Genomic DNA, 23,437 nt, shown 5'->3' with positions numbered 1-23,437 from the left:
AATACTGCATTGAAAACGCCTTCAACAAAGTATATATTAGTATGTGTAAGTATACTTACAAGGAGGTTATTTATGAAGAGATTAAAACGTTGGATGATTTGGATGACTTGCTTGGCGGTTCTGATTCCGTTCATTCCGGGTCCAAAGGAGGCCGAAGCGGCCGTGCTGCAGACGGATATCGGAAGCTTCGAAGCCGGGACCGATGGCTGGCAATGGGGAAGCAACGTCACCGGGCTATCAAATGTAACGAGCAGCCTGAATGGTCCGCAAACGCCATACGGCGGCAACCGCATGGGCGAGCTGTCAACCTCATCCGTAGCGGGAACGGCTTGGCGTTCGACCTACAAGAACTTCTCCCCTGCCCTTAACGTTTCCGCAACCCCTTACTTCCACGGCGCTTTCAACACCTACGGCATTAATCCATCGCATACGCAGTTTGAGGTTAGAATTACGTTCACCAGCGGGACTCAAACCTTAGTCTCTACGCAAGCCATTGCCGGCGACTCTTGGAATGAGCTAAGCGTCGACTTAAGCGGCTGGGCTTACCGGACCAATATTACGCAGATTGAAGTTGCATACCGCTCTGTCACTTACACGTCCGCATGGAACGGCAAACATCAGCTGGATCATATCGGCTTCTCCGCTTACCCTGCCGCTTATCCAGGCTCCATAAGCTCCGTGTCCGCCGGCTCTACGCAGATCACAGCTGCCGGAACCTACAGCACCGCTTCTTCCGTCCAACTGGACCTCATCGAGCTTCAAACCTACGAACAATACAACATCAATACCACCTACACGCCTGATGCTACCCAAACCGTAACGCCTAGCGGCGGGGTTGCCAGCTTCTCGCTCGCCACCGCACGGTACGCCTCCTCCCGCGACAAAGCCTACTCCAAGTTTGTGGTCATCAACCACACCACCAAGAAACTCGTAGCAAGCCCTACTTATGTCACGCAGCAGACTGCCTCCGTCAACACCTTCGCTTTTCCGACAGCAAGCTCGATCAAAGGCCTGCAAGTGCAAACGGTCGATGACGCGCAGAAGCTCGGCATCAGCCACGCAGCGCTTAACGTGTCCTTTAACGAGCTGTTCCTGGACAATGCAACAGGGGCCATACCGTTCGTGATGGACGGCACTACTTATTATTTCAAGCAATCCTACATTAACGAACTTGACCATGACATCAAGACATTATCCGATGACGACGTGATCGTGAGCCTTATTCTGATCATGTACAATGCTGCAGGCACGATTAACTCGAAGCTCCTTCATCCCGATTATGCCGGCGGTACTGTCGCGGCCATCAATACGACCAATGCAGATGGCGTCCGGTATTGGAAAGCGGGCGTAGAGTTCCTCGCAAGCAGATACACAAGAAGCGACGAGCTATACGGAAGGGCCGTAAACTATATCGTCGGCAACGAAGTGAACTCGCAAGCCTATTGGTACGATATGGGCAACAAGCAGCTGCAGGATTTCGTAGAGCAGTACGCCCGAGCTTACCGCATTGCGGAGACTGGGGTGAAGAAGTACTATTCCAATGCCAGAACGTATATTTCCCTCGATCATTTCTGGAACGGAAGCGTCGGATCCGATGCGCTGCGCACCTACAAAGGCAAAGGCATTATGGACGAATTCAACAAGCGGATTACGGCAGAAGGCAATATCCCTTGGAATATCGCCTACCATCCGTATCCGGAGGATCTGTTCGATCCGACCATCTGGAACGATACGTCCGTCACGAACAGTCCGAACTCGGTCCGAATCAACTTTAAGAACCTGCAAGTGCTTACGGACTACATCGGAGCGTCGAACTATTTGTATGGCGGGAATAAACGGCGCATTATTTTGTCGGAGCAAGGCTTCCACTCGCTCAGCAACTCGCTGGCAGATCAGAAAACGCAGGCAGCCGCTTACGCTTACTCCTACTACAAAGCCAAATTCCTTGGCGGCATCGACTCCTTCATCCTGCATCGCCATGTTGACCATGGCGGAGAAGGCGGCTTGAACCTCGGATTATGGACGCGGGATACGACGAAATCGGTGTTATATGCGCCGAAGGATCAGAAGTACATCTACAGTGTGTTCCAAAAAATCGATACGAGCGATTCCCAGACGGTGACGGATTTCGCCAAAGCGATAATCGGCATTAGCGATTGGGCCACGGTCATCCCGGGTTATAACGCTTCCTTGCTGGCCGATCGGACACCTCCGGTAGCTGGAACGCTCTCGTCTGTAGGCTCGATCACGCCGACGGCTAACGTGTCTACCTTCGAATCCTCCGCGGATGGTTGGGCCATCTCCGAGTATTCGCAATCGGCCGCGACCGTTTCCGGCTTTGCCAATAGTCCGGGTACACCGTTCAGCGGCACCAAAGCATTCGAGATTAACATTAATAATGCTACGACCGGCGACGGTGAAGGCGGTGCGCGGGCAGAGAAAGGCATCACGAAGGTGTTCGCTTCGCCTATCAACGTGACGAGCGCGCCGAAGTTCCAATTCGCGCTCGATTCGTACGGAGCTTGCCCGGGTGCCACGCAGTATAATGTAACCGTCCGGATTTACAGCGGCAGCAACATCATTGAAGGGAAAGCGACGATGACGCCCGATACGTGGAACAAGTATTCAATGGATTTAAGCGGCTGGGCGTATAAAGGCAGCATCGACAAAATCAAAATTTGGTTCAGCGCCAACTCCACTTCGATCTGGAATGCATACTACCAAGTGGATCAGATTGGATTTAGCTCTTAGCTCTTAGGAAGTAATAAAAAGACCGGGAAAAGCTTCTACAGCTTTTTCCCGGTCTTTTTGCATTTTCTTATTCACGTTCTCTAAGTACCTGAACATGCTGCTCCACATATTCTCGGACTGCATTCGCGTCTTCCAGCTCCAGCACTTTGTCGGCGAGGTCTGCAAGCTGCCCCCGATCAAGGATTGAAATGAGCTCGCGAGCCGGCAATACCGCGGATGCACTCATGCTGAATTCGTCGAGACCCATGCCAAGCAAGATGGGCAGCGCCATCGGCTGGCCGGCCATTTCTCCGCACATGCCTACCCATTTCTTCTCCCTGTGGGCGGCCCGGATAACCATACTGATTAGCCGCAGCACCGCCGGATGCAGCGGATCGGACAAGTAACCGAGCTTCGGATTCATCCGATCGGCAGCCATCGTGTACTGCACCAAATCGTTCGTGCCGATGCTGAAGAAATCAACCTCGAGCGCAAATCGGTCAGCCAGCAAGACTGCTGCGGGAATTTCGATCATAATGCCCGCTTCAATCCGCTCATTATAAGGAATTCCTTCCGCAAGGAGCTCCTGCTTACATGATTCCAGCTGGCCCTTAGCCCTTCTCCACTCATCCAGCGTGGCGATCATCGGAAACATTACTTTCAGATTGCCGTAGGCGCTGGCCCTCAGAATCGCCCGCAGCTGCGTCTTGAACAAGTCGGGACGATCGAGCGAAATTCGAATTGCCCTGTAGCCGAGAAACGGATTATCCTCCTGCTCGAGCTGCAGACTCGGCAGCTGTTTATCCCCGCCGATATCCATGGTGCGTATCACGATAGGCGCTTCGCCGCCGAACACTTCCGCCACGGCCCGATATGCGGCACACTGCTCTTCTTCCGTCGGCAGATCCGGACGTCCCATATACAGAAACTCGGTGCGGAACAAGCCGACCCCTTCAGCGCCTTGCAGTCGTGCTTGCTGCGCATCCTGGACGGACCCAATGTTGGCTACAAGCTCCGCGCGGTGGCCGTCGGCACTTACCGTCGGCAAGCCAAGAAACGCATTCAGCCGCTCCCGCTTCGCCGCCTGTTCGACCTGCAGTTCGCGATATTGCGCCAGTTCGCTCTCTGTCGGTTCCACCAGCGCAACGCCTGCTTTCCCGTCTACGATCACAAGCTGGCCATCCTTCACTTCGTCAAGCGCCGTGCCCGCGCCAACAATCGCGGGAATGCCAACGGATCGGGCGATAATCGCCGAATGCGACGTATTTCCGCCAATCGCGGTCACGAATCCAGCTACCGATGCCGGGTCTAGCTGCGCCGTATCGGATGGGGTCAAATCATGCGCGACCAAGATCGACTTTTCGGCGCCATTCTGCCCGCTTGCGATGCCGGCAGTCTCCGTTCCGCCGCTCAGTACGCGAAGCACTCGGCGGCTCACGTCCCGTATATCGGCCGCACGCTCCTTCAGATAAGCATCATCCAAGCTGGCCAGCAGCGTCGCTACTTTCTCAGCCGCATCGGACATGGCCGACTCAGCCGTATACCGCTCCGTGCGTACGGACTCCTGCGCTTGCCCAATCAGTTCCTCGTCCTCTAGCAGCATGAGGTGCGCTTCGAAAATTTCGGCTTCTTGCTCGCGTCCGTCCGACGCCATTCGGCTGCGCAGCAACTCCAGTTCGTCAGCAGCTCGAGCGACTGCCGCAGCAAATCGCTCAAGCTCTGCCTCCACATGGCCAACCTCTATATATGCCTTTTCTTGAGGGCCGGCCTCCTCGCGCATGACAACCGCACGACCGATCGCCAAGCCTTCAGACGCGGCAATCCCCTTCAATTCCCACTGTGCCATGAACTCAAGCCTCCTAGTGTACTTCCACGGCCGCGAACACCGCTCCAATCGCCTCTACTGCGGCTTCCGCCTGCTCTCCTTCGGCGCTTACCGTTACCGTGTCCCCAAGCTTCGCACCGAGTGCAAGCACATTGACGAGACTTTTCGCGCTTACCTTCTTCCCATCCTTCTCAAGGAACACCGTGCCGCCGCACAGCTTCGCTGCCTCAACGATTTTTTTAGCCGGACGGGCATGAATGCCCGTCGGGTTCACTACTACGAATGATTGTTCCATCCTTATTTTTCTCCTCCTCATCGAATCCTTCTGTGATCGACAGCATCTTTTACATCTTGCGTTTAATTTGCTCTTTCAATCGCTCCGACTGCGTGCCGAAGATGGCTTGAACCGCGCCTTTGCCCAGCCTCATGACGCCTGATGCGCCAAGCTTCTTAAGCTCCGAATCGTTGACGGCTTGATCGTCCTTCACGACCAGACGCAGACGGGTAATGCAGGCATCGATGCTCTCGATATTAGCCGAACCGCCAAGCGCCGCCAGCACCCGCTCGGCTTTATCATCCTCGGTAGCGCCGCCGGGCTTCGCAACTGCGGCTTCTTCGGCAGTATCGTCTTCACGTCCCGGCGTTTTCAGATTAAGCGCAACGATCATGACGCGGAACAGCACATAGTACACGATTGCATAGACCAAGCCTATCGGAATCAACAGAAGCGGCTTGGTTGCGAGCGGATAGTTAATGGCATAATCCAGGAAGCCTGCCGAGAAGCCAAACCCGTGATGGATGCCAAGCTCGGTGACGACCCACGCGGAAACCCCGGTTAGTATCGCATGCACGATGTAGAGCAGCGGTGCCACGAACATAAAGGCGAATTCCAGCGGCTCGGTAATACCGGTCAAGAACGAACAGAGGGCCGTACCGATGAAAATCGAGGAAACCATCTTCCGCTTCTCGGGTTTTGCCGTATGGATGATCGCGAATGCAGCTGCGGGCAAGGCAAACATCATAATCGGAAAGAAGCCCGTCATAAACATACCTGCCGACTTGTCCCCGGCGAAGAAGCGATGCAAGTCCCCGTGCACCACATTGCCTGCCGCATCCGTAAAGTCGCCGATTTGGAACCACGCGATAGAATTAATAACATGATGAAGACCGAATGGAATCAACAATCTGTTAGCCGTCATGAAGATGAACGCGCCCAGGCCGCCAAGCCCTACGATCCATCGGCCGAATTCGTCCAGCGCCTCTTGCACCGGACCCCAGATCAATCCGAACACCAGACCGACCACGACCATAACGAACGAGGTGATAATCGGCACGAACCGTTTGCCGCCGAAGAAGCCCAGCCAATCCGGCAGCTTGATATCATGGTATCGCTTGTATAAATACGATGCGACCAGACCAGCAAGGATACCGCCGAGTACACCCATATTCAACTTCGTTTCCGGATCGACCATGGTCGTAAATACGGTCGGCACCTTCGTTAATACATTGGTCAACACCAGATAGGCAATGACCGCGGCCAGCGTAGCAACCGCATCTCCGACCATGCCAATGGCGACCCCGATGGCGAAGATGAGCGGCAAATTGTCGAATATCGCAGCGCCGCCGGCGGCCAAGAACGGAGCGATGTACTTGTTCAGAAATTCGCCTGCCCCGGCCATATTGAAATCCTTTACATAATCGATATTACCGAATCGCAGCAGCAGCGCCGCTGCCGGTAATGCTGCCACGGGAAGCATCAACGACTTCCCTATTTTTTGCAAGAACGCTAACATGGGAATCTTTCCTCCTATATCCTCTCGAGTTTATGACGATTTCAACGTCACCTTAATGACTGCCGAATCGCCGGCTTTTACCGTATGGAACGAACAATCCACCTTGTCCGCTCCTTCATCGTTAACGACAATGATTGGCGTTACCGTTGAATATCCGGAATTGCGAATGAACTCCGGATCGAATTCGATGAGGGGTTGACCGGACTTCACCTTATCGTCCGTGTTGACCAGCGCTTTGAAGCCTTCACCCTTCAATGCGACTGTATTAATGCCGATATGAATGAGCAGCTGAAGCCCGGACGAATGCTCCACGATGATAGCATGATGCGTATCAATTACATGGCTGATTACGCCGTCAAATGGCGCAACGACTACCCCTTCCGACGGTTCAATCGCGACGCCTTCTCCCATCAATCCTTGCGCGAATGCATCATCCGGCACGCTCTGCAAAGGAACAAGCTCCCCGGTCGCCGGTGCTGCGATGTCCACTGTTTTTTTCGAGGCTTTTCCGCCAAAAAGTTTGGAAATCATGCTGCCCACTCCTTTATTCTGTTCTGGTTGTTATGATTGAACGCCCATATCGATCGTGCGGTTTAAACGGTATAGGTGCATCATGAGATATCCGATTTCATCCTGAGGGACCTCCACGCCAAGCCCGTCATGAATCATCTGTGCCACTTGTCTAGCCAGCTTAAGCTCGTCCGGGAACTGATCCCACTGCTCCTTCACGAACGGATTGTCGACCACTTTATGCTGGACGATCCTCTCGAGCGCGTACCTCAAGTGAGTGATGAGCCTCACGTAATCGCCGCTATCCCTGGAAATCGGATGTCCGCGCCAGCTCTCGATTCGCTCTACGATCGCATGCATCACTTCCGTTAGCCTAACGAGCTGTCCAGCCGATACGGCACCCGATGCCGAATGGATGTGAAACGTCAGAAAGCCGATTTCATCCTCGGGTATGACGACATCGAACCGGTTGCTGATCATTTCCGCCGCGCGGGTGGCGACGTCATAGTCCTTGGGGTAGCACATTTTCGTTTCGTACAGGAAGGGATTCGTGATGTCCATGCCATTGCGAAGCCGATACACCGCAAATTGAATATGGCTCGGAAGCGCGAAATACACTTTCGGATCAACCGGCGAGCCGCGCCGTTTCTGCACGTCGTCGATAATCTGCTCGGAAATTTGGATGACCGCGGGATCCAGCTCCTCAAGCAAAGTGTGATACTGCCGGACTTGATCTTTATCATCGAGCCGGTACCGTTTCTCAATTCGAGGGTCCTCCGCATCGATGTGTTCGAGTCCTTTGAAGGCAAACCCGATCCCTTTGCCAAACAGCACGTACTCGATCGAAGATGCCGGGTCAATCGTCAGAAGGACATTATTGCCAACGATGCGATCAATCCCCAACAAACCCTTCAGCCCCACGTCGAAACCCTCCTTTGCCCTTAAAATCCCCACTTGAACGCAAAAAAACCAAGGAAAGAGACACCGGATTGCTCCGGTGTTCGCTCTTTCCTTGGCTCATGCCTAGTCGGGCTAGTAACACGCCAAATGGCTTGTGTATATGCACAATGAAATTAATATAGATGATGTAAGCGATATCGTCAAGTGTGATTTCGTGGATCGCCGCTCCGTTTGCATGCAATCCGAGCCCAGCTGGACAACCTACAACCATTGGCCTTGCAAGGAGCGTGGAAATAACGATGAATGTGTTGACCTTTGATTCTCAGGAGAAGTTTAACGAAGCCGGGGCAAATATTATAACCAGCCTCGTTCAGACGAATCCGCATGCGGTGCTTGGTTTAGCTACAGGCGGAACGCCGGTCGGCATTTATGAGCAGATCGTGAAGGATTACAAACGCGGTCTTGTCAGCTTTCGCGGGATTACCTCGTTTAATTTGGACGAATACGTCGGATTACCTAGCGATCACTCCGAAAGCTATCGCACGTATATGCAGGAGCATTTGTTTGCCCATGTGGACCTGCAGCCGGAGCAGACCCATATCCCTAATGGCAACGCCCCGGACCCGGAAGCGGAATGCCGCAGCTATGATGAGCTGATCGAGCGTGTCGGTCCGATCGATCTTCAGCTTCTCGGCATTGGCCATAACGGGCATATCGGCTTTAATGAACCTGCCCATGCTTTGCTGCGCGGCACGCACATCGTGGAGCTGGCGGAAGAGACGCGCAAGGCGAATGCCCGTTTCTTTGATCAGCCGGCGCAGGTTCCGCGCCAAGCCATCACCATGGGAGTCGGCACGATTTTACAGGCTAAGATGATCGTTCTCGCTGTCCGAGGCGCGGACAAGGCCGAAATCGTACATCGGGCACTGATCGGACCGATAACGACGGAGTGCCCCGCGTCGCTGCTTCAAACACACCCTCATCTCGTGGTGCTGCTTGATGAAGCGGCCGGAAAACAAGTTAAGGGGCTCTTCAAGTAGCTTGGTTATCATAATGCATTTGCCTTGTGTGCAGCTCTTTAGAAAATAGAAAAAGAGCCGTGTTCCGGTCAGTCCGCTTGGAAGCGGTTGGCCCGGCACGGCTCTTCGTGTTTCAATCATAATTCATCGCTGATCCCGATATCGTCCATCATCACTTTGCCTTGAGTGCTCGTGAAATAGAAGGTAACTTGCGTCAGCTCCTCAGGGTCGAATTCCGGATTCGCTTCCTCGAACCGCTCGAACGGCAAATTGTACGTCTGAAATACCGCTTCAGTAGGCACTTTATACTTCCCGTTCTTGATCGTTTTCTCCAGCCACGGAAACCGAGTAAAGATGGTATAAGGCAGCGGCGTTACCGGCTTGAATTCGTCAAGCGGCAGGCGAACCGTTGCGCCATCCTCGCTCTTGAGCTCGACATCGATGTCGGGAAGCGGGATATCGAGGCCTTCATCATCATCCTTCAGGTCTTGCTCAAGATTGGTCATCGAGAAAATGAGCTGCTGGTTCTCGTCCGCTTCGCCTACCTGCTCCCCGACTGTGTCCGGCAGCTCGAGCGTAAAGCTGCCATCTTCTTCTTTCCACTGGAGCACGACGCCGCGGGAGCCTTTCTTATTACCGTCTCGGTCCTCTGCGCCATCTTCAGACCACTGCAAATTCTCCGCTTTGGCCTTAACGCCGCCGCTCATCTTCGCCTTGTCATAGTCTTCGTCTATTCGGGCAAGCGGCAAGAAGCTGCCGTCCTCATATCGGTTAATATACGACGCTTGCGGTAGCCACTCCAACCCTGTGCGATAATCGCTGAACAGCGGTTCGTATTCCTTCTTTCCATACAACGCCGCTTCCAGGAATGCGCCAATATACACTTTGGCGATTTCACGCTGATCGTCTGCCGGAATCATCCCGCTTCTGCGCAGCAGCAGACCGCCCGGCAAGCTATCGTCCATCGTTCCCCAGTCCGTGTTAAAGCGACTGTGGTTCGCTTCCCCAATATAGAGCGTCGCTTTGAAACGCTCCGAATCGGGCGAGAACGAAGTGCGAATATATTGACGTTCCCCGTTAAAGGTATCCACATCGCCGTCACTAGCACCTTGCAGCGACAAATAATATTTATCCTTCAACTCCGCCTTCATTTTATCGACATTCGTATCTGTCGGCGCCACGCCAACAACAGCCTGTATGTTGATGTTGTTCATGCTTGCCAACGTCTTGTCATCCTTAAACCATTTGTTGCGGTCCGCCGCCATCGCAACGGCCTGCCCGCCCCTGGAATGGCCGATTAACGCCACTTGCTGCAGGTTCACCGCTTGATAGAACGGATTATCCTTCTGTTCACTGAATACGGCAATTTGCTGCAGATGCTTCAGCAGTATCCATGCCCGGACCTTCATATCATTGTTCGGGATGTTGCCCCAGAAGGAGTAATTGAGGAAATTCTCATCGACCGAAACGGCAACAAACCCTCTGCTCGCCAGCATTTCACCGAGGTACTCATAGCCCCCGTCCGAGAATTGCTCCATCAGATGATTTCCGTGAACGATGAGTACAAGCGGATAATTCCCTTTCTCCTCCGGCATCCATACCCGGCCGTTCAAAGGCAGCTCTTGCTGATCGAATCCCCAGAAGAAATGACGCAGCCAATTCCAGCGTTTAATGTATGTCGAGGCATCCACGGATTGCGATGTAAGATCTACGCCTGAGCCGAATTCGTCGCGATGCGTATCATTCCCGCTGCCGTAGGTGAAGCTACGAACACGGTACAGTCCCGGTTCTGCCGGATTGTCGGCTTGCAGCAGCTCAACTCCCGCAGATCCTGCATCCTCGGAAGGCACTACAGTTACAGGAAGCGCAGCAGACTGAACATTCATCGGCCACTTATCGAAGGTCAACCCGGTCAATGTAAGGGCGATAACAAGCGTCACCTTAACCAGGACGGCGATCCTCCGGCTTGCGATCATACCGATGAACAATCCGCCTAGCAAGCCAATCAAGGCAAAACTAGCACTCATAATAATGGATAACGGATTTCCGATATCCGTTTCATCGCAGATTTTATACATAATTACTCCGGCAATGCCGAACACGGCTAGCGTGAGCCGCGGCACAGGCACATAACAAAGTGTCAGTAAATAAGCACCTATCACACCTGCCGCACCTATTACGATTACACCGAGCAGAACGATTAGCACGCAATCGAAGAGGACACCAATCCCCGTCGGCATCCCAAGTGCCGCAATAATGAGTAATGTACTGCACACGATCCACACGCCGACTAAAGCATAGCGCCAAATGGCAGTGTCATATTGAAAGGTATGTTTAGCCCGATCCAGCAGCCAACTCGCAAGTCTCTTCAAGAAGCTCTCTCTCGCAGGAGGCGCCGGCATCGGCGTTATGAGTTCAAGTTCCATAGTTGGCTCCTCGGATTCATAGATTATATCTCGATTATACGCCGCATTTGAGACTCAACCAACAGCTATTTGTTGTCATTGCTGGGACTCGCGAAATTTACCTGAATGGATAAAATCTCGCTCCGGCTCCCAACCCGAATCGGCGGCCCCCACGTTCCGAACCCGGAAGAAACAAATGCATGCAACCGGCCTTTAAGCAGATAACCGTAATCCAGCTCAAATATCCGTCTGGTCACCAAATGATTCGGTGCCATCTGCCCCCGATGCGTATGACCATGCACAGAAAGATCAACGACTCCTGTTTGGGCAATTTCACCGATTGAACTAGGCTGATGATCCATAAGAATGAGCGGCAGCGAGTAATCAAGTCCCTCTATTATCTGGGCTACAGGTTTCCGGTTATGGTCGGATTTATCTTTACGCCCAATGATGTAGAACTTATTGTCAATGAGCTGCGTTTCATCCAGCAGCACCGGAATGCCAACCTCCTTCATTTCCTTGACATAAACGGGAACGCCGCCTCCATAATTCTCATGATTGCCGAGTATAGCAAACGTACCGTTTTTCGCTTTGATCTCCGCCAGTTTGCGTCCATATTTATGTTTCACGAAGGGCTCGACGGCATCGTCCAATACATCGCCCGGCAGCAGCATAAGGTCCGGCTTGAGGGCATTCACTTGATCCACAAGGCGCTGTAAATGCCTTGCGCGCACGGTCGAACCGAGATGTAGATCCGAAGCGACTGCAATGTGAAGCGGCAGCCCATCTCCTGCTGCCTTCGGAATCGTAACCTCATAGCGCCGAACAATCGGACTCCAAGCATTGAATGAGCCCACAGCCAGAATGATGCATACGATTGCGATCACTGCGGAGCCGGTTATTAGGATCGAATCTCCGTTCGAGAACGCCCCGGCGCGAAGGCCCCAAGCAGCTAAATCCGCGAACGGGAGCAGCAGCACCCCATATTGCATCACGGCAATCCAGTAGGAACCGATCCATTTCAGCCCTTCTGCCATAAATCCCGGTAAAGCCCGGCGCAGCAGCCTCGCTAAGAGATAAGAGAAGGCTACAATTCCAAACAACGGCCAAAACAACCCAGCCGGGACATCACTCCCCGCTGCTGAAATAAACAATTGCAAATGCCAACCGATGAAAAGCTGCAAACCCAAAAATATCGATAAAAAGATGGTCAATCTGACTGCCATAGTGCCTCCCCGCATGGAGCTTATCCACGATTTCTTTTTTCACTGAACCTCTTAAACTCACTTCTATCAGTATACCGATTCCATATGAAAATAGCGATTTTACTAAAGCCGTCAAACTCTGTAAAATCACAAAAAACTGCGGCATTATGATGCGCAGTCTGCTTAGAAGTTTCGTGAACGCAAAAAACCGGCCAAGCTCTGCTGGGGGGCGAGAGCCGGACCGGGTGATACCGCGGTTATGTTATTGTTTCCGGAATAGTCTTGGCGGCAAGCTGAAACGCTTCTTAAAAGCACGTTCGAAATGCGGCAGCGTATTAAAGCCTGATGCGAAACAAATTTCCGTGACAGGCAGCTGCGTAGTCTTAAGCAAAGACTTGGCAAATTGCAGCCTCAGCTCCTGAACGTAGCTTTGGAACGTAGAACCTGTCCCTTTACGGAAGCATTCGCTGAAATAATTAGCGGACAGTCCGCAATAGGATGCCACTTCCTCAAGCGGAATGGCCTCGCGGAAATGATGCTGGATATAAATCAGCGCTTTGCGCACCGATGATTGAACCGGCTGCATGGGATCGGGTGTCGAAACCAGTGTAGGCTGAGTTCCTTTGCATTTGCGTGACAAGTCGATGAGCAAGCGCTCCACACTGCCTTGGATCAACAAATCGCTTCCCGCTTGCCAGTGCAGCGTTTCATCCCAAATGCGCTCGTACTCCCGTTCAATCGCATCGATTTCATCGCCGACATACCAGTAGGTATGCTCCGTATTCGGACCGAACAGCAGCTCGAACAGCGGTTCGCGGATGAATTGCTCTTTGAAGATAAAATCGTAAAGCTGGAGCGTCTCTCCCGGATCGGACTTTAAGCTATGAAAGTCAGCCGGAGTCAGCAGAAAAGCCGAGCCTCTCGTAAGTCGAGTAGGCACGCCATTGAGCACATGCGTACCGCTTCCGGAAACCACATAGCCCATTTCAAAAAACTCATGCCAATGCGTATCGATCAATCCGTCTATGGAATGCTTGAAGAGGCGGAAGGGAGCAGACAAAGTCATATAACTGTCGTTTAATAATCGTTCTGGGCCTTTATAGACGCTCATCTCACTCTGCCTTTCGCCTGTTGGTGTTGGTTTGGTTTCGATTCGAAGTTTCGAATCATTCGGTTCGTTATCCGTATTATACGTTAACGAAGTCACTTCCCGCGATATCTTTACCGCGAGCAAGCCAAATCTTGAAGTTCGGGTTCTTCTCCGGAATCACGCGTGCTTCCGTCGAGAAGTAACGCATGGTGTATCCGCAGCGACGGAATGGGCTCGGGTTCGGCGTAGCGCCGTGAATAATCCGCGAATCGTGAATCGAGCATTGTCCCGGCTCAAGCTCGAAGTATACCGCTTTGGATTCATCGATATTCTTGATTTGCGTGTTGAAGATGCTGTCATCCGTTTCCACGTCTTCATAATCGGAGAAGCCATTGTTGTGAGTACCCGGAATAACGCGCATGCAGCCATTTTCTTTCCAGCTGCGGTCAATCGCGAGCCATACGGTTGCGATCTTGTCATAGCGGCTCAGGCGGCCTTTCCAATACGCGGAATCTTCATGCCAAGGTGTCTGTTTACCGATGAGCGGCTCCTTGCAGATAAAGTGACTCGACCACAAACCAATGTTCGGCCCAATGATCGGCTCCACCAAATCAAGCACTTCGTCGCTAAGCAGAAACTTCAACAGACGCTCATCGCGGAAATGCGGCGTGTCGAGCTCGCTGTTCAAGCGACGGCCGACCAGTTCCCACTGTTCCTCGAAAATAGCGGACAATTCAGCTTGCTTCTCGGAACTGAACAGTTGGTTCTTGTATAGGGTATACCCATTTGTATTGTAAAAATCCACTTCTGCTTGTGTCAATCGACCATTTGCGATATTGGACATGTGAATGCCTCCTAAGCGATATCATCTTTGAATCTATTATCGCTTGATCCGCACACTTCTGCTTCGCATCTTCACCGATAAACTATGCATATCTTCGGCAATGACTGTAAACCGCAGCACCGGACGGTGCTGCGGCTCGCATAATCAGCTCATTAATGATACGTAAATTCTCCCATTTCCACGCCGCATGGACCGCCGTCCGGATTTCCCTCCAGCTCGACCTTTGTTCCGTCTGCTTTGTAGAGCGGGTTATAATGTACGTTTATCCGGCTCGCGGAAGAGTTCGCATAATGACAAATGAACGCACGGCGGAATTGGTCCTTCGTTTTGTTCCGATAAGAGCCGTGGATCAAATTCCCGTTAAAGAACAGCACATCGCCCTTCTCCATAATGACCGGCATGACAACGCCGTCTTTAGGCGGCTTCACATAGTGGGTCGTGAAGGATTCCGTCGTATCCGCCTCATCCGGACATGAAATTTCATGTGCATGCGTCTTCGGAACAACGAGCAGGCCGCCATTCTCTTCATAAGCATCATCGACTGCCGTCCATGCCGCGATGCAGTTGCCGGGTTCAACCTGTAAATAGAAATTATCTTGGTGCAGCGCTTGGCCTCTGGAGCCGGGCGGCTTGTAGTAGAACATACTTTGCGCCGCATACGCTTCTTCTCCGTATAGATCAGCCAGCACTTCCATAACCGGTTGATGGAGCATATATTTCATCGCCGTTTCGTTATACCGATGCGGATGCATGACACGCGGATAACGCTGCAGCGGATCGGTAACACCCGGCTGGAGGTTAGGTTCGAAATAACCCGGAATCGTCTCATGACTCATCGTATCAAAGTTCTCTACAATTTCAGACAGGTCTGAAGGTGCGAATAACCCTTTCACAATGAGATAACCTTCCTTATCGAATTGCTTCTTTTGTTCTGCTGTGAGAACTCGCAAAGCGTCTGACATTCCTCTTCCCCCTAGTAAATAAGTAGATGATAACAGTACATCACTGTATCTTTATTGTAGTTAATCTCATGCGGAAGCAGAAGTAAGAATGTTGCTAATAACTCCTACTATCCTGCTATAATGAGTGTCAGAGGAGTGAGCCTGTCATGAGCGCAAAAGGACCCGAATTGCCTTCCTATATCAAAGAACAAGGCGGAAGCATGGTCATCGCCGAGCATTTTCAACAGACTGACAACTACACCATGAAACGGTCTGAAGGAATGGGCGATTGGCTCATCACCTACACGATTGCCGGCGAAGGCTATTTTCAGATTGATGGAGTGGAACGATTCTGCCAGACAGGCGATGTAACCTTGATGCAGCCCGGCGTGCCCCACCAATACGGCACTCGCAGAGGCAGCACATGGAATTTCGTATGGGCACACTTCACGCCGCGGTTCATGGAGACAAGCCTGATGCCAAACGAGAAATTGCTTATTCATGCGATCGACAGCAACGTGGCGAGAAATCGTATCCATCAAGCCTTCAACCGGCTGATCTCCGATTCGATCGAGCGCAGCTTATACTGGAACGAATTATGCGAGAGTACGATGCGCGAAATTCTGCTGCTGCTCGCTCAGCGGCTGTCCAAGCAAGTGGATCCCCGCATTGAGGAGATCCGGCACTTGCTTTCTACGCGTATGCAGGATCCGATTCGAATCGATGAGCTGGCCCGCGCAGTCGGCCTATCTCCATCGAGACTGTCGCACTTATATAAAGAATCCACCGGGTCATCTATAGTAGATTCGCTTAATGACATGCGCATCCGCCAAGCCGCCCTCCTGCTCGAGCATACCGACCGGCAGGCCTCCGAAGTCGCGCTCGATGTCGGCTTCCAGAACTACAATCACTTCTCTGGTCAATTCCGCAAACGCTATGGCATGAATCCACGAGCGTATAAGAATCGCGAGTTGTAAGTTGTGGGTGGCTTGGCAGCGCGGAGTGGGGAACGTGGGAGCGAGGAACCCAGATGTACGGAAGGCTGGAGTAGCGGATAACATCTAATGAAAGAAATGTTGCATAACATGCAGCATTTCACCGCAATATCCACTCCCCCCCTCCTGTTTGTTGCTCAAAAAGCAACATTTCACCCCTACGGTTACCTAAAATGGCCTCGTTCAGCGAAAATGTTGTTTTTTGCGCAACATAGGGTCCCGCTGAGCAAGTAACGGTCTGAAATGATGCATGATTAGCAACATTTTTTACGGACCTTACCTCACTACTCGCTGACAAACGACCACCTTAAATGCACATCCGATCGACCAACTATTTATCCCTCCTGCTTCCATATGCTATACTGAGCCTAGACGAAGAACGTCCTTTTAGCCGCATGCGGCAAGGGGCGTTCTTTTTTTATTTTCATACGTAGAAAGGAGCGTTTGTATACATGTTGGATTTTGAGGAAGAGCATGCAAAGTTTCTGGAACATCATCTGTCCAAACGATCGGGCGAGCGCAAAGGCAGATTATTAAGAGGGCATCAATATGCGGAAAAACTATTGCTCCAAAACGTTTGGTGGCCCCTTTTTGGCAGCTTCGAGCATCTGCATCCTGAATATGAAATTTATGATTGGAATCGCAAATCGCAATTTCTAGACTTCGCGTTTCTCCCCCCTTACGGACGGTTTGGCTTGGAATGCGACGGGTATCAAAGTCATATCAAAGATATGGATCGAGAAAGCTTCAGCTATTCGCTCAATCGCGATACCTTTCTCACGGGAATAGGTTGGAAAATGATTCACTTCTCCTTCGACGATGTGCATAAACGCCCCGATGTATGCCGAATGCTCCTGCAGCTGGTTATCGGCCCCTACTTAATTCGGCCTCATTCACCCGAGTTACTTCCAGCTGATGAGAAGGATGTGCTCCGGTTTGCACTTCAACTGAGTAGATCAGTACGACCTAGGGACGTCATGCTACATTTTCACGTAAGCTTCCGCAGCGCTCGAAATCTTCTGCAAAACCTGGCTCGCCGTGGTCTGATGCAACCAATAACTCGTAACAGCTATACCACCAGCTACGAGTTAACCGACAGTGCGGTTCTTCAATTGTTGTAGCTGAATAGATCCAAGCAGATGTATCCTATTCAATAGCAAAATGTTGCGAAATAAGCATTATTTCAGCCTACTCTCATTCGACTCGGATCAAATGATGCGCATAATGCAACATTTCCGCTGGAATATTGCCTATAAGGCTTATTGTAGAGGAAAATGTTGCATTCCAAGCATCATTTTCAAGTTTTAAGCTGAATACGCATCTATTTGCTGCATGTTATGCAACATTTTTTTATTGCACCTTTCGGTGCGGAGCACCTGTGAAAAAAACCAAAAAGCCCAAATCTAAACTGGTCCCCAAGTCAAGAACACTTTAAAAAAGTGTTCTTGACTTGGGGACCAGTTTAATCTCGGGCTTTCCATTAATTGATTATCCTTCTGAAAAAGTCGCTTCCAACTGTTCATACACGCTAACGCGGTTACGCGTCTTCTTCGCTTCATAGAGGCATTTATCGGCGTAAGCGACCAGCATCTCTTCGTCTTGCTCGTAAGCGGGGATCAACGTCGCAGCTCCCAAACTGATCGTCAGATAACTGCTCACCGTCGACTTGCTGTGAGGGATGCGGTTATTCTCCACGCGTACCCTTACGAACTCCGCCAATTCAGCCGCCTCTTGTTTCGTTGTATTCGGAAGCACGATGCCGAACTCTTCGCCGCCATAACGAGCGATGAAGGAATCCGGAATCAGGAGCGAATCCCGGATTTCTGAAGCGACCGTCTTGAGGCACATGTCGCCGCCTTGATGACCGTAAGTGTCATTGTAGCTTTTGAAGAAATCGATATCCAGCATAATGAGCGACAATGGCGCACGATCAGCCACATGTTTCTCCCATTCCACGCGCAGCTGCTCATTGAAATATCTCCGGTTGTACACGCCTGTCAATCCATCCAAGGAGGATAACTTCTTCAGCTCGTCGTTAGCCCGTTGAAGTTTGGATTCCACGGCGATTCGGCCGGTAATATCCGATAACGAAACCAGCACGCTTGTAAGCTGCCCGCGGCTGTCCATAACCGGCGCTGCGTTACAGGATACGATGACCGTGGTCTGGTCAGCCCGTTTATACACGAATTCGGAATTGGCTACCACTTGTCCCGTTCGAAACACATGCGCGACCGGATAGTCCTCCTTCGGCATCAGATTTCCGCCAAAATCATACAGAACCCAAGCCTCATCCGCGTAGGTTCGACTGAGAATGGCTTCCTTATCGAGTCCGAAAATATCCTCTGCCATCTGATTGGCCATCGTAATCTGTCCGGTATTATCCACAACGACAATCGCATTCGGGACGGTTTCGATAATCGTGCTTAGACGCGATTCGCTGTCTTTGGCCGCTTGCTCGAGTTCCTTACGCTGCGTCACATTCTGGAAGTAGATGGACAACCCATCCTTCGAAGGGTAAATATGCACGCCATACCAGGCTTGCATGAACGGAAGATATTCCTCCGTAAACACCGGCAACTGCTTCTCCATCGCTTCGTGATAAGCGCTGAATACGGCCGTACCGACGATCTTAGGGAAGCAATCCCATAGCAGCCTGCCCATAATGTGCTCGCGATTCTTGCCAAGAATCCGTTCTGCTTCACTATTTACATAAGTGAACGTCCAGTCATTATTCAGTGCCATAAAGGCATCCGTAATGCTTTCCAAAATATTATTCAAACGGTTCTGTGTCGCCTTGAACGCTTCTTCAGTTTGCTTCAACAGCGTAACTTCTCGGCTGACGGAAACGACACCTTTCACTTGACCGCCGTTATCCCGCAGCGGCGAATACGAGGTTTGATGGTAGGTAGAGCCGGTTGGCGAGCTGATCGACCAATCCAGCACGGAGTTTCTCTCGAGCAGTGCCTTCTGCTGGGCCTCTTCATGAAGCATCGCGTTGTCTGCATTGAGCAGCTCATGGATGGTTTTGCCGGAATAGAACGCATGTGCATCATGGATAATCGAATCCATGGCTCTGCCGTACACCCCTGTGAGCTTCAAGTCCGCATCGAAAGTGGATACCACCTCGTCCATCGACCCCACCAGCAGCCGGATCCGCTCTTCATTCTCGATCAAAGCCTGCTCCACCGAACGCTGCTCCGTAACATCGATGCCAATGCTAATTATCGAATCACGTTCGCCCAGCGATCCTTTCAGAATCGTATTCGACCAAGCAATCAGCCGAAGCTCTCCTCTCCGTGTCCGCCAATGATTCTCGTGGCGAGTCTTTTCGTTGGCATTTGCAAGGTTATTGAAATGTACGCGTACAGCCGGCTGTTCTTCCGGCGGAACGAGAAATTCAAAGATCGAGCGTTTCTCCACCTCTTCGAAAACATAGCCGGTAATCTGTTCGCAGCTTTGATTGAAACGAATGATATGACCATCCGGATCGATAACGACAACAAGAGAAGCCGCTGTCTCGATGATCGAAGAAACAAAGTTTCGTTCCGTACTGAGCGCCCCGATCTGATCCAATATCGTATCCGACATCGAATTATACAATCTGCACAGCTGCCTAAATTCCAGCGTCGCGTTATGGAACACTTCCGGTTCGATGCGGTAATGGTAACCGCCTTCTTTGATCTGTTTTACGCCCGTTAACAGATGGTCCAGCGGATCCGTGATCTTCCTGGCGGTTCGGAACATAATGAAGACCGACGCCGCCATCGCGAGTAATATGAACAGACTCGTATATTTGAGCTCCGTATACAGCGAGGCAAACACATCCGCCTTCGCCGCTTCGCCGATGACAAGCCATCTGCCGTTATTCGCATAGGTATACGCACCATAGACGGTTTCACCGCGGTAATTCGTATAAGCAGACTTGGACTCGCTGCCCGTCTTTGCCCTCTCTAAAATGGCGGATTGAATGGGCTTCGAATCGAATTCACCTGTCCCCGCGCCTGCTCCCGTAATTAACATCCCTGCCGAATCGGCGAGATAGGTTTGTCCACTCTTCCCATAAGCGAATTGCTTCATTAAACGTTCAATTGTCGTCAGATCAACCGTTCCGGCGACAAGGCCCATAAATTGCCCTGTCGCGTCTAGGACCGGAGCTGCGAACACGATGATCCTCTTTCCATCCATACGAGACACAATCACATCCGATATGGATTCTTTGCCTTGCCTGGCAGCGATAAAATAAGCCCGGTCCTGCACGTTCAACTCACTTTCAGTTAAGGCGCTGAAGCCGGCTTTGTCGATCAAACTCAGCGCCTTAAAATCTGTATGTTTGCTTTGGGATAATTTCAGTATGGCTCCTATCTCATTTTCCTCCCACCTAGTTACTGTAGGCAGACTTGCGATCATGCTCATTTCCGACATTCGGTCGGACATCCATTTATCAATATACTGCTGCTGCAGCCGAATCGTTTGTTCCAGTTGATTATGAATATCGCGTTCTTGATGATCCTTCTCGAAATAAGAGAAGATCGCCGTGCAGAATACGCCGACTAGGAGTACAAATATGACACCAAGCATACGGAGCCTGCTGTTTAACATGTTGATACTAAATCTATTATGAAGAAAGGCTTTCATTGGCAGTCAACCCCCTGCTGTAAGTCGTAAACATATTTATCCTTCTTTTAGCATTTATTCGACATTTGAGAGTCCAATCCTCTAATTCAGACCTACATTTCTGTCGACTTGTGTCGAGTGAATGGGCATCAAAAAAGCCCGCACAAAGCGCGGGCCTTCTCCTTCTATTTCTCGCAAGCAATGCCGTCTCGATCTCCGTCAAGCTTCGTACTGTAGCCGGGATCGCCTTTGCGCAGCGGTGCTTTGCCGGCTTCCTTCACGGCAGCGCAGCTCCGATATACAACGGCCTTGTCTGAGGCAGACTTGGCATCCTGTGCAGCATCGGAATTCGCTGCTTCATCCAGCGGCGAAGTAACTTCAAGCGCATCCTCCGCGATGATCGGCGTTATCGCTAGAAACCCTCCCGTGTCTTCCCACATTTCTTGAAACTGCGCTGCGAAGGACTCCGCAACCTCGCTGTTTCGAAGCACCATCAATACTTCATCATTATCGGTGCTGGCTGATTTCGAATAATTGAACGAGCCGGTTGTCGCAATTGCGCCATCGGCAATGGTCATTTTCAAATGCATCAGCCCGCTGTGTTTGTTGATTTTCATCGGAATGCCCGCGCTGCCGAGCAGCTTGAGCGCTTCCTTCTGCGCTTTGCCGCCTGACTGCGTCTTATCGGTGATGATCCGAACGTTAACTCCGCGTTTCTTTGCTTTCTTGATCGCATCGACGATGTCCGGTTTCGTCAAGCTGTAGATCGCGATATCAAGAGAGGTTTCCGCGTCATTGATTACCTTTATAAGCAGTTGATCCGGCTGTCCGCCATCCTGCGTAAAAGCCCATTCCGCTTCGATATCCTTCACGGTAGCGGGCTGAGAGGACGAGGAAGAGGCATAGATGACGCCCACTGCAGCACAAGCTGCCAGAATAATAACGGAAAGGATGTATTTCATGATTTTCATGCTGAAGAGGCTCCTTCACTTACCCGTTTTATCCTAGTCTACCACGAAGCGGCAAAGATCAGCCAATGAACCGTTGAGCTAATCCTACACCAAACAGCCGCTGCCTCTTCTATTTGCATAAAAATCCCAGCCGTTCTTCATACTAAGCTAGGCTATTATAGGATACGAAGAAAGTGTGGAATTTCTTGTGAAGGATGCTGCGAAGAACACCGAACCTGAACTGCTTAGCCGGACGCTTCAAGCGCTTAACCATTGTGCCGACCTCGTCCATCAGAAGTTTCCCCTTCATGCCATAGATCTGGTTTATTTCGCCCATCTGACGGGAAAAGAACAACTGCGCAAAGACGTGATCGAGCCATTCGGCGCGGCGGACAACCATCAAGCGCAAATCGAGGAACAGCTGACGCAATCCCAATATGTACAAGCCACATCATCTGAGCAGTTAACGCAAGGCATACTTGGCGGGCAAGTTGCCATTTACTACAGCGGACAAGCTTATTTGTACGACTCCTATTCGCCGGATACCCGCTCGATCACATCATCGGAAACAGAAACCGTTATCAGCGGACCGCAGGATTCTTTCACTGAATCTCTTAGTACGAATTTGTCCCTTATCCGCAGACGACTTCAGGACCCCCGATTAAAATCGCTGTCATTCAAGCTAGGCAGCGAGTCTGGATCGACAATGTCCCTGCTCTACATGGATGGCGTTGCCGACCCTGACGATTTGCAACTAATGTGCGAGAAGCTGCAAGGCATTCATACCCACACCGTTCTCGATACGAACACGCTCACGCAATATTTGGATCCAAGACCTTTCACGGTTTTCCCGCAGTTTCTGACAACCGTTCGACCCGACGTAGCAGTGAGTAAGCTCGCCAAAGGCAATCTGGTAGGCCTGCTGGACGGGAGCCAGATTGCATTCAGCGCACCTGCTACCTTCTATGAATTTTTCTCCTCACCAGACGATTATTACATGTCATGGCTAGTCTCTTCAGCCATCCGGCTTCTGCGGTATATCGCACTATTTATTACGCTGGGCTTTACGGCGTTCTATGTTACTGTCGTCACCTACCACTACGAGATGATTCCGCCTTCGCTGCTAAATAACTTGATGGAATCCCGCAACAAAGTTCCGTTTACGCCATTAATGGAAGCCATCATTATGGAGTTTACCATCGAGCTGCTCCGTGAAGCAGGAGCCCGTTTGCCAACCAAGGTCGGGACAACCATCGGTACCGTTGGAGGTATCGTCATTGGCCAAGCTGCCGTACAAGCCGGGATAACAAGCAATATTCTCATTATTTCCGTATCGATTTCCGCAATTGCTTCCTTCGTCATTCCAAGCTATTCCATGAGCTCGGCGATCCGGCTATTTCGGTTTGCCATCATTGTGCTGGCAGGTTTGCTTGGCAACTTTGGACTCGTTATCGGGCTCGCCTTGTTCGTCATCCAGCTGTCTGGAAAAAATGCGTTCGGTGGTGCCGGTGCATACATGTCACCTGGCAATTGGCTCGATATGATCGTTCGCGCACCTGTGCAATGGATCGATAAAGCCAGAAAGCACGCCAAATCGTCTTCACGCTAGGAGTTCC

The 23,437-nt window shown here is 51.3% G+C and carries 17 protein-coding genes; 5 read left to right on the top strand and 12 right to left on the bottom strand.

Annotation, left to right across the window (positions count from 1 at the left end):
* Positions 1 to 72 precede the first annotated feature (72 nt).
* A complete protein-coding gene (locus BM412_RS04765) occupies positions 73 to 2,751 on the top strand; it encodes a DUF5722 domain-containing protein (protein WP_091214610.1) in 2,679 nt (892 codons plus the stop codon).
* 67 nt (positions 2,752 to 2,818) lie between these two features.
* Here BM412_RS04765 and ptsP read toward each other — a convergent pair whose 3' ends face one another.
* From ptsP to BM412_RS04740, 5 genes are read right to left on the bottom strand one after another with little or no spacing between them, the layout of a single operon-like run.
* Positions 2,819 to 4,576, bottom strand: coding sequence for a phosphoenolpyruvate--protein phosphotransferase (ptsP, locus tag BM412_RS04760; RefSeq protein ID WP_091214607.1), 1,758 nt, complete (start codon positions 4,574 to 4,576; stop codon positions 2,819 to 2,821).
* A gap of 13 nt (positions 4,577 to 4,589) precedes the next feature.
* Positions 4,590 to 4,850 carry an HPr family phosphocarrier protein gene (locus BM412_RS04755; RefSeq protein ID WP_091214605.1) on the bottom strand — a complete coding sequence of 87 codons (261 nt, stop codon included), beginning with the start codon at positions 4,848 to 4,850 and terminating at the stop codon, positions 4,590 to 4,592.
* 49 nt (positions 4,851 to 4,899) lie between these two features.
* Positions 4,900 to 6,348 carry an N-acetylglucosamine-specific PTS transporter subunit IIBC gene (nagE, locus tag BM412_RS04750; protein WP_091214603.1) on the bottom strand — a complete coding sequence of 483 codons (1,449 nt, stop codon included), beginning with the start codon at positions 6,346 to 6,348 and terminating at the stop codon, positions 4,900 to 4,902.
* A gap of 30 nt (positions 6,349 to 6,378) precedes the next feature.
* Positions 6,379 to 6,879, bottom strand: a complete 501-nt coding sequence (locus tag BM412_RS04745) for a PTS sugar transporter subunit IIA (RefSeq protein WP_091214600.1) — start codon at positions 6,877 to 6,879, stop codon at positions 6,379 to 6,381.
* 30 nt (positions 6,880 to 6,909) lie between these two features.
* Positions 6,910 to 7,779 (bottom strand): PRD domain-containing protein, encoded by an 870-nt coding sequence (locus BM412_RS04740; protein WP_091214598.1) that lies wholly within the window; start codon positions 7,777 to 7,779, stop codon positions 6,910 to 6,912.
* 278 nt (positions 7,780 to 8,057) lie between these two features.
* Here BM412_RS04740 and nagB point away from each other — a divergent pair, with 278 nt between their 5' ends.
* A complete protein-coding gene (gene nagB / locus BM412_RS04735) occupies positions 8,058 to 8,798 on the top strand; it encodes a glucosamine-6-phosphate deaminase (RefSeq protein ID WP_091214596.1) in 741 nt (246 codons plus the stop codon).
* 116 nt (positions 8,799 to 8,914) lie between these two features.
* Here the strand turns inward: nagB and BM412_RS04730 are convergent, their stop codons facing one another.
* From BM412_RS04730 to BM412_RS04710, 5 genes are all read right to left on the bottom strand, one after another.
* Positions 8,915 to 11,203, bottom strand: coding sequence for an alpha/beta hydrolase (locus BM412_RS04730; RefSeq protein WP_091214593.1), 2,289 nt, complete (start codon positions 11,201 to 11,203; stop codon positions 8,915 to 8,917).
* Between the two features lie 65 nt (positions 11,204 to 11,268).
* A complete protein-coding gene (locus BM412_RS04725) occupies positions 11,269 to 12,408 on the bottom strand; it encodes a metallophosphoesterase (RefSeq protein ID WP_091214590.1) in 1,140 nt (379 codons plus the stop codon).
* 241 nt (positions 12,409 to 12,649) lie between these two features.
* Positions 12,650 to 13,498 carry a helix-turn-helix domain-containing protein gene (locus BM412_RS04720; RefSeq protein WP_091214587.1) on the bottom strand — a complete coding sequence of 283 codons (849 nt, stop codon included), beginning with the start codon at positions 13,496 to 13,498 and terminating at the stop codon, positions 12,650 to 12,652.
* A 76-nt stretch (positions 13,499 to 13,574) separates the two neighbouring features.
* On the bottom strand, positions 13,575 to 14,321 hold the full coding sequence (locus tag BM412_RS04715; protein ID WP_091214584.1) for a phytanoyl-CoA dioxygenase family protein: 747 nt from the start codon (positions 14,319 to 14,321) through the stop codon (positions 13,575 to 13,577).
* Positions 14,322 to 14,473: 152 nt separating this feature from the next.
* Positions 14,474 to 15,283 (bottom strand): phytanoyl-CoA dioxygenase family protein, encoded by an 810-nt coding sequence (locus BM412_RS04710; RefSeq protein ID WP_091214581.1) that lies wholly within the window; start codon positions 15,281 to 15,283, stop codon positions 14,474 to 14,476.
* Between the two features lie 146 nt (positions 15,284 to 15,429).
* Here BM412_RS04710 and BM412_RS04705 point away from each other — a divergent pair, with 146 nt between their 5' ends.
* Entirely contained in the window at positions 15,430 to 16,239 is an 810-nt protein-coding gene (locus BM412_RS04705; RefSeq protein ID WP_091214579.1) for a helix-turn-helix domain-containing protein, read from the top strand.
* 470 nt (positions 16,240 to 16,709) lie between these two features.
* Positions 16,710 to 17,378 carry a hypothetical protein gene (locus BM412_RS04700; RefSeq protein WP_177245665.1) on the top strand — a complete coding sequence of 223 codons (669 nt, stop codon included), beginning with the start codon at positions 16,710 to 16,712 and terminating at the stop codon, positions 17,376 to 17,378.
* A gap of 367 nt (positions 17,379 to 17,745) precedes the next feature.
* On the opposite strand, the gene BM412_RS04695 is transcribed toward BM412_RS04700, so the two are convergent.
* A complete protein-coding gene (locus tag BM412_RS04695) occupies positions 17,746 to 20,856 on the bottom strand; it encodes a PAS domain S-box protein (protein ID WP_177245664.1) in 3,111 nt (1,036 codons plus the stop codon).
* A gap of 200 nt (positions 20,857 to 21,056) precedes the next feature.
* Positions 21,057 to 21,842, bottom strand: a complete 786-nt coding sequence (locus BM412_RS04690) for a phospholipase D-like domain-containing protein (protein ID WP_091214573.1) — start codon at positions 21,840 to 21,842, stop codon at positions 21,057 to 21,059.
* Positions 21,843 to 22,017: 175 nt separating this feature from the next.
* On the opposite strand from BM412_RS04690, the gene BM412_RS04685 reads away from it, so the two are divergent.
* The gene (locus tag BM412_RS04685) at positions 22,018 to 23,430 is read left to right on the top strand and encodes a spore germination protein (RefSeq protein ID WP_177245663.1); all 1,413 of its coding nucleotides are present in this window, start codon (positions 22,018 to 22,020) and stop codon (positions 23,428 to 23,430) included.
* Positions 23,431 to 23,437: the final 7 nt, after the last annotated feature.

Source organism: Paenibacillus sp. BC26, assembly GCF_900116125.1.
GTDB classification, from domain to species: domain Bacteria; phylum Bacillota; class Bacilli; order Paenibacillales; family Paenibacillaceae; genus Paenibacillus_Z; species Paenibacillus_Z lignilyticus.
This window is presented reverse-complemented; position numbering and strand designations above follow the sequence as displayed.